This is a genomic window from Collinsella aerofaciens (genome assembly GCF_028209395.1).
Classification (GTDB): Bacteria; Actinomycetota; Coriobacteriia; order Coriobacteriales; family Coriobacteriaceae; genus Collinsella; species Collinsella aerofaciens_AZ.
In genome coordinates, this window is the sequence record NZ_JAQLDQ010000038.1 from 1 (window position 1) to 7,734 (window position 7,734).

The following is a 7,734-nucleotide window of genomic DNA, read 5'->3' on the forward strand; positions in this document are numbered from 1 at the left end:
GCAAGAAGGCGGAGGGCTAGAGCAAGGCGGGGCCGAGGCCGCCTCGATCAATTTGCGAAAGAATCTTGACGGTACCGTTGGAGCACGGCTTGTCATGGGGGTATCCGCTGAACATATATAAGTTGAAGGCCACATTAAGTGGCCTTCTTTGTATTCGGAAAGTGTGTCCCGGAATCTGCCTTCGGAATGGGACGCAGTTTCCGCTTGAGGGCCTGTTGGGAAAGCGCATCCCACTCTGATCGCAAATTCCGGGTCGCATTTTCCGCCAGAGCCCTCAACCGGAAACTGCATCCCACTCCAAAGGCAAATTCTGGGACGCACTTTCCGAATCCCCATCCATCCGGAAAGCCCGTCCCACTCTGAATACATCCAGCGAACGCATGAGAGCGTGTCGTCCAGGACGGTCTCGTCATCGGGGTGATGGAAAGTGTCACCCCCAAACGCTTGCCACAGTTGCGCCCACGAGTGTCAAGAAAAAAGCCTCGAGAATTTCGAGGCTTTCACATTTGTATTGTTTTGCACGAAGGACCGCGAACGACGAAGTTACTCGCCCAGCACGGCCTTCTTGGCCGCCGCCGCCATGTTATCCATATCTTCCTTGGTGGGATGATCCTTCGCGGCAACCCAGTTGTCGAGCAGCATCTTAAAGCGGGCGTTGTCGGGATCTTGCTCGAGCATGGCCTCGTAGCGCTGCTTGACCGCAGGGCCCATCTTACCCTGGCACATCGCCCAGCCCGCAAGCTCGGCATCCCCAGCCAAATTGGAAGCTACGCGGTCGATAATCTGCTGGTAATAGCTCTGGTCGGCGCCAAAGCCGCAGGTGCCAAACAGGAACACGCGCTTGCCGTGCAAGGCGGAGAGCAACGCCGCGACCGAAGGCGTGCACGCGCCCTTGTCGCACCAAAAACCGACGAGCACCATGTCGGCCGCGCAGGCCCCCTGCGCCTCGAGCGCAACCTGATCTGCATCCGCATCGTCACTCAACGCCGCGGCATGGACAAACTCAACGCCCGCAGCCTGCAGAGCGCGCTTGATCGCACCCGAAACCATCCTGGTATTACCGCTCTTGCTGTTAACCACCAAAGAGCACGTCATAGTCACGTTGCCTCGTTTCCCCCAAAACTAAAGCCACTAATGCAATTTATTAGATGAATATCTTAGTACTAACGTGACAGATGTAAACCACCTTCTGTCGATTGATTAATTTGCCCCACGACCGTGCTTACTGGGCAAACTGGCTGCGGTAGAGCTCGGCATAGAAGCCGTCTGCCGCCAGCAGCTCGTCGTGCGTGCCGCGCTCGATAATCTGGCCGTCGCGCATGACCAGAATGCAGTCGGCGTTGCGGATCGTCGACAGGCGGTGCGCCACGACAAAGCTTGTGCGACCGGCCATGAGCTCGTCGAATGCCGCCTGTACCTGCAGCTCGGTACGCGTATCGATGCTCGACGTCGCCTCGTCCAGCAGCAGAATCGCCGGATCGGTGAGCATGACGCGCGCGATGCACAGCAGCTGTTTTTGACCTTGGCTAAACGTGCCGCCGTCCTCGCCGATGACCGTATCGTAGCCGCCTGGCAGCTGCACGATAAACTTGTGCGCGTGCGCGCGCTTGGCGGCTTCGATAACCTGCTCGCGCGTGGCGTCGGGACAGCCGTAGGCGATGTTTTCGGCCACGGTGCCCTCGAACAGCCAGGTGTCCTGCAGCACCATGCCAAAGGCACGGCGCAGGCTCGAGCGCGTGTAGTCACGCGACGAGCGCCCGTCCACCACAATGCGCCCAGCATCGATATCGTAAAAACGCAGCAGCAGGTTGATGAGCGTCGTCTTGCCACAGCCCGTAGGACCGACCAGGGCAAAGCGCATGCCGGGCTTGGCATCGATGCAGATATCCTGCAGCAGTTTGCGGTCGGGCACGTAGCTAAAGTCCACATGCTCAAAGGCGACCTCGCCCTTCGGGGCGGCGAGCTCTACGGCGTCCGACGCGTCGGGCTCCTGCTCGCGCGCATCGAGCAGCGCAAACATGCGGCGCGCCGAGGCGTACGCGGTCTGAATTTGCGTAATGACGTTGGTGACCTCGTTGAACGGCTTGGTGTACTGGTTGGCATAGGACAGGAAAATCTGCACGCCGCCCACCGTGAGCGCCGCGGGCACGCCCGTGATCACGCCCACGCAGCCGATCACAGCGACCACGGCATAGATGATGTTGTTGATAAAGCGCGTGCCGGGGTTGGAGAGCGAACCCATAAACTGCGCGCGCTCACCCGCGGTGTAGAGCTCAGCGTTGAGGGCATCGAAGCGCTGCTGAGCGTGCGGACCGTAGGCAAAGGCGTCGACAAGTTTCTGCTCGCCCACATACTCCTCGATATGACCACCGAGCTGCCCTTGGATGCGCTGCTGTGCTGTAAAGCTCTTGTTGGAAAGCTTGGCGATGGCGCCGGCTGCAAAAATGGAAAGCGGCGTGACGAGCACCACCACGAGCGTCATGATCAGGTTGATGGAGAGCATAAACGCGAGCGTGCCAACGATGGTGATAACGCCGGTAAAGAGCTGGGTAAAGCCCTGCAGCAGACCGTCGCCGACCTGGTCGACGTCGTTGACCACGCGACTCATAAGGTCGCCGTGGGCATGGCCGTCGATAAAACTGAGCGGCATGCGGCTGAGCTTATCGCTCGCCTCCACGCGCATGTCGCGCACCGTTTCGTAGGACAGGCGGTTGACGCAGTAGCCCTGCAGCCACTGGAAGGCCGCTGCTCCCACCACGACGAGCGCGAGTTTGGTAACGAGCGGCAGCAGCGCGTCGAAGTCCACCTGACCGGCGGCAACGATAAGGTCGATGCCCTCGCCGATGAGGATGGGCGTATAGAGTTGCAAGATCACCGAGATGGCGGCGCTCACAAACGACGCCGTAAACGAAATACGGTGCGGGCGAACATAGCCCAGCAGGCGGCGCGTCACCGCGCCCACGGGATAGCGCTCGGGATCACCGGGTTGGCGCGGGCCGTCGCCCAGGTCGTTGAGGTTATCGTTGCCGGACACATTAGCGGTCATCGTGGCGACCGAACCGGAAGAAGTATACGGGTTCATCTAGCAACCCTCCTTTGAGCAAGTAGGCGCAGGGGCAGTCGGGGCGGACGCGGGCACCGTGCTCCCCTGCTGGCCCTCGAGCTCCTCGCGGCGCAGCTGCGACTGGCAAATCTCGCGATAGAGCTGGCAGCTTGCATACAGCTCGTCATGCGTGCCCAGGCCCGCAACCGATCCGTGGTCGAGCACGCAGATCATGTCGGCATCGCGCACGGTCGAGACGCGCTGGCTCACGATGACCGTCGTGAGCGGCAGCCCGCCCTCGGCGGCACCGCGCACGCTGCGCTCGCGGATGGCATGGCGAAGCGCCGCGTCGGTCTTAAAGTCGAGTGCCGAGGCGGAGTCGTCCATGATCAGGACCTGAGGCGAGCCCACTAAGGCGCGCGCGATGGTCAGGCGCTGGCGTTGGCCACCGCTGAAGTTCTTACCGCCCGCCTCGACCGGGGCATCGAGCCCCTGCGGCTTGTTGCGCACGAATTCGCTGGCCTGCGCCATATCGAGCGCCGCCCAGAGCTCATCGTCGGTCGCTGACTCGTCACGCCAGGTCAGGTTGCTGCGGATGGTGCCGCTCACCAGCGACGCGCGCTGCGGGACGGTCGCGACCACATGGCGCAGCTGGTCGAGCGGCCAAGTGCGCACGTCGGCGCCCATCACGCTCACGCTGCCAGCGCTCGCATCGTACAGGCGCGGGATAAGCGAAACGAGCGTGGACTTGCCGCTGCCCGTGCCGCCGATAATGCCGAGCGTTTTGCCCAGCGGCAGCTCCAGGGTCACGTCATTGACGGCGTTGGCGGCGCCCGTGCCAAACGAAAAACTCGCATGGTCAAAGCTCAGCGCGGAGACCGGAACAGCGTCACCCGCCAGGTCGCTCGGCTCGGGCAGCGCAACCGGCTGGTTGTCCTCGTCGGTGATGCTCGGCTCGCAATTGAGCACCTCGTTGATACGCGACGCACTGGCGCTCGCCTTGGTAAAGACCACGACCAGGTTGGCGACATACACGATGGAGGTCAGGGTCTGCGTCATGTAGTTGACGAACGCCATGACCTGGCCCTGCGTGAGCTCGCCCACGTTGACCTGGATGCCGCCCACCCACAGGATGGCGCACACGCCCAGGTTCATCACCAAAAACGTGACGGGATTAAGGATTGACGAAAGCTTGCCCACCGCGATGGCGGTATGTGCCTGGTCATCGGCCGCTTGGGCAAAGCGCTCGCGCTCATGGTCCTCGCGCACAAAGGCGCGAACCACGCGGGCGCCCGAAAGCCCCTCGCGGCAAATGAGCGCGATGCGGTCAAGCTTTGCCTGCAGCTGCTTGTAGTACGGAATGCAGCGCGCCATGACAAACCAAAACACCAGGCCGATGGCGGGCGTGCAAATCAAAAAGATGATGCCGAGCTTAAGGTCGATGGCAAGGGCCGCGACCATGGAGCCCACCGCCAGGAAGGGCCAGCGGATGAGCATGCGCACGCCCAGCGCCACAGCTAGCTGCACCTGGTTGACATCGTTGGTGATACGCGTGATGAGCGACGGCGTGCCAAAGCGATCGAGCTCAGCATAGCTCAGCTTATTGATGTGCCCGTAGAGCGCGCCGCGGATGTCGGTACCCATGCCCTGCGAGGTGAGCGCCGCCATCTTTTGGCAGACGAGCGTAAACGAGATGCCGATCACGGCCATGGCGGCAAGTACCATACCGTAGTGGACGACGGCGTTCACGTCGTGCGAGCCAATGCCCTTATCGATCATCTGGGCAATCACGAGCGGCGTCAGCAGGTCAAAGATCACTTCGATCAGCTTGCACGCAGGGCCAATCACCATATACCGTCGAAACTTGCCACCAAAACGCCTGAGCAGCTCAATCATAAAAGGGTGCTCCCTATCATCATTCACACTCAATTCGAATCATGATAGTACGGTGAGCCCAAAAGAAGCGTAAACAACTCGTCATTTCTAATGGGATTCGGTTTCCAGAGAAGCGGAGAGGTGCGCACGCCCGGTCAGCGGCGCGCCAATCGATTGGTATACTTACAGTAGTGCTACCAGCTGAGTCGCCAACCCTTGAAATGAGGTGCCGAGATGAACGACATTCTCGCAAGAAGAGCAAGACGAGCAACCGTGGGCATCGCCCTTTCCGCGGCACTTGTCGCGGGAATCGCCCCCGCAACGGCGATCGCGGCAGAAACCAGCGCCCCCACCGGTGCAGTTGCCTTGCAGACGGAAGATGCGACCGCCGCAAAAGAAAAAGCGTATGCAGCCATGCAGGAAGCGCTCAAAAACCTCGAGGCCGCAAAAGACGCCGCAAGTCCCGAGAAAATTGCGAGATTCAATGATGACATTGCCCGTTTTCAAGAGCTCCGCGACAAGATGGTGGCGCAAGCCGCCGAATTGAGGGAATCCCTTCCCGCCATGCAAGCGGACGTCGATGCAGCCCAAGCCAAATACGACGAGGCCATCAACCGGGTAAGCGAGCTCCAGGCAAAATTAGACAAGAAACTTGAGGCGCTTAAGGCACTCGAAGCACTCGGCGACGAGGAGCTTGTCGAAACTACTAAACAGCAAATAAAGCAGTTGCGCAGTGAAATCGTAACGGCAAAAGCGCAAGAAGACTCTTGCAAAACAGGGCTCCGCGAGCGCCACGACGGCCTCAAAAGGCAGGAAAGACAAGTTAATGACTGTGAACGTGCTGCAGAGAAGTATAAAGCCCATACCGACCAGTTCATAGCCTGGCGAGATGCGCTCCTCGACAATTTGAAAAAAGCGCAAACGGCCTATGACGACGCCTGCAAGGCATACGAAGAGGCAAAGGCCGCGGCAGACAAGGCCACCTCGCCCGAGATAACGCAACCGACCGAGACGACGCCTCCCTCCAACTCGGCGCAACCGGCCGAGGCGACACAGCCCACCGGCTCGTCCGCGACCGGCAAAAATACCCCGCCAAGCTCCACCAAGCAGGCGAACTCGAGCAGCGGCAAGCAAGCAGATACGACCGTCGGCAAGCTTGCGAACACGGGCGACACAGCGCCGAGCGCAATCGCACTCGCAGCAATCGCCGCCGCAGGCCTCGGAATAACCGCCACGGCCACACGCCGCATCAGGAACTCAAAATAGCCGCCAGAGCATACTACCTTCGCCAATCCACAAACCCAGAGACAAAAAGAGGTCCGTTTCCCCAACCCAGGGAAACGGACCTCTTTACTTGAAAAACAGATGGTAATGCCGCCGTCTCTTGAACCACGCAGCCATCAATGCCCAGACAACACTAGCAAGCCGCATTCCTTAAGGGATAGATTTAATGGCTGTTAATCAAGGGGTATACGCGCACGCCCGGTCAGCGGCGCGCCAATCGCTTGGTATACTTACAGTAGTGCTACCAGCTGAGTCGCCAACCCTTGAAATGAGGTGCCGAGATGAACGACATTCTCGCAAGAAGAGCAAGACGAGCAACCGTGGGCATCGCCCTTTCCGCGGCACTTGTCGCGGGAATCGCCCCCGCAACGGCGATCGCGGCAGAAACCAGTTCCCCCACCGGTGCAGTTGCCTTGCAGACGGAAGATGCGACCGCCGCAAAAGAAAAAGCGTATGCAGCCATGCAGGAAGCGCTCAAAAACCTCGAGGCCGCAAAAGTTGCCGCAAGTCCCGAGAAACTTGCGGCAATCGATGATGACATTGCCGCTTTTCAAGAGATCTACGACATGGTGGTGACGGAAGCCGCCAAACGGAGGGAACGCCTTCCCGCCATGCAAGCGAACGTCGATGCAGCCCAAGCCAAATACGATGAGGCCCACAACCGGACAAGCGGCCTTCAGGCAGAATTAAAGGCACTTGAAGCACTCGGCGACGAGGAGCCCAGCATAACTATTAAAGAGCATATTAAGCAGTTGCGAAGTGAGATCATGTCGGCAGAAAGGCGAGAGAAATCTTGTGAAGATGATCTTCACTCCTACCAACGCCGGCTCGAAAGCCAGGAAAAACAGGTTCAGTATTTCGAAAGTGAGGCGGAGGAAGCCAAAGCCCACATCGACGAGGACGTAGCCAAGCGAGATGCGCTCCTCGGCGATTTGGAAAAGGCGCAAGCGGCCTATGACGACGCCTGCAAGGCATACGAAGAGGCTAAGGCCGCGGCAGACAAGGCCGTCTCGCCCGAGATAACGAAACCCGCCGAGACAGTGCCTCCCTCCGGCTCAACGCAACCCGCCGAGGCGACACCGCCCGTTGCCTCACCTGCAACCGGCAAAGACGCCCTACCAAGCTCCACCAAGCAAGCGAACTCGAGCAGCGGCAAGCAAGCAGATACGACCGCCGGCAAGCTCGCGAACACGGGAGACGCAGCGCCGAGCGCAATCGCACTCGCAGCAATCGCCGCCGCAGGCCTCGGAATAACCGCCACTGCCACACGCCGCATCAAGAACTCAAAATAGCTGCCAGCGGTTATTGTCTTCGCCAATCCACAAGCCCAGAGACAAAAAGAGGTCCGTTTCCCCACCTAGGGAAACGGACCTCTTTAACTGCAAAAATTCAAACAACAGCACCGCCGCCTCTTAAACTACGTAGCCATCAATGCCCAGACAACGCCAGCGAGCAGTTCAGATAACGGCTCCGGCAGCGGCTCCAAGGGCGGTATGCCCGACACCGGCGACCGCAGCCTGCCGGTCGAGGCG

5 protein-coding genes are annotated in these 7,734 nt (G+C 59.9%); 2 read left to right on the top strand and 3 right to left on the bottom strand.

Translation table 11 applies throughout. From position 1 onward, the window contains the following. Positions 1-543 precede the first annotated feature (543 nt). From bilS to PMW67_RS09430, 3 genes are all read right to left on the bottom strand, one after another. Entirely contained in the window at positions 544-1,095 is a 552-nt protein-coding gene (gene bilS / locus PMW67_RS09420) for a flavodoxin family protein BilS (protein ID WP_117773858.1), read from the bottom strand. 127 nt (positions 1,096-1,222) lie between these two features. Beyond that, on the bottom strand, positions 1,223-3,082 hold the full coding sequence (locus PMW67_RS09425; RefSeq protein ID WP_271739659.1) for an ABC transporter ATP-binding protein: 1,860 nt from the start codon (positions 3,080-3,082) through the stop codon (positions 1,223-1,225). Continuing rightward, positions 3,083-4,939, bottom strand: a complete 1,857-nt coding sequence (locus PMW67_RS09430; RefSeq protein ID WP_124786618.1) for an ABC transporter ATP-binding protein — start codon at positions 4,937-4,939, stop codon at positions 3,083-3,085. It lies immediately after the preceding gene. 213 nt (positions 4,940-5,152) lie between these two features. Here PMW67_RS09430 and PMW67_RS09435 point away from each other — a divergent pair, with 213 nt between their 5' ends. Both PMW67_RS09435 and PMW67_RS09440 read left to right on the top strand, forming a co-directional pair. Continuing rightward, positions 5,153-6,184: a hypothetical protein gene (locus tag PMW67_RS09435; protein ID WP_161194435.1), complete on the top strand. Its 1,032-nt coding sequence runs from the start codon at positions 5,153-5,155 to the stop codon at positions 6,182-6,184. Between the two features lie 299 nt (positions 6,185-6,483). Beyond that, positions 6,484-7,494, top strand: coding sequence for a hypothetical protein (locus PMW67_RS09440; RefSeq protein WP_117840323.1), 1,011 nt, complete (start codon positions 6,484-6,486; stop codon positions 7,492-7,494). Positions 7,495-7,734: the final 240 nt, after the last annotated feature.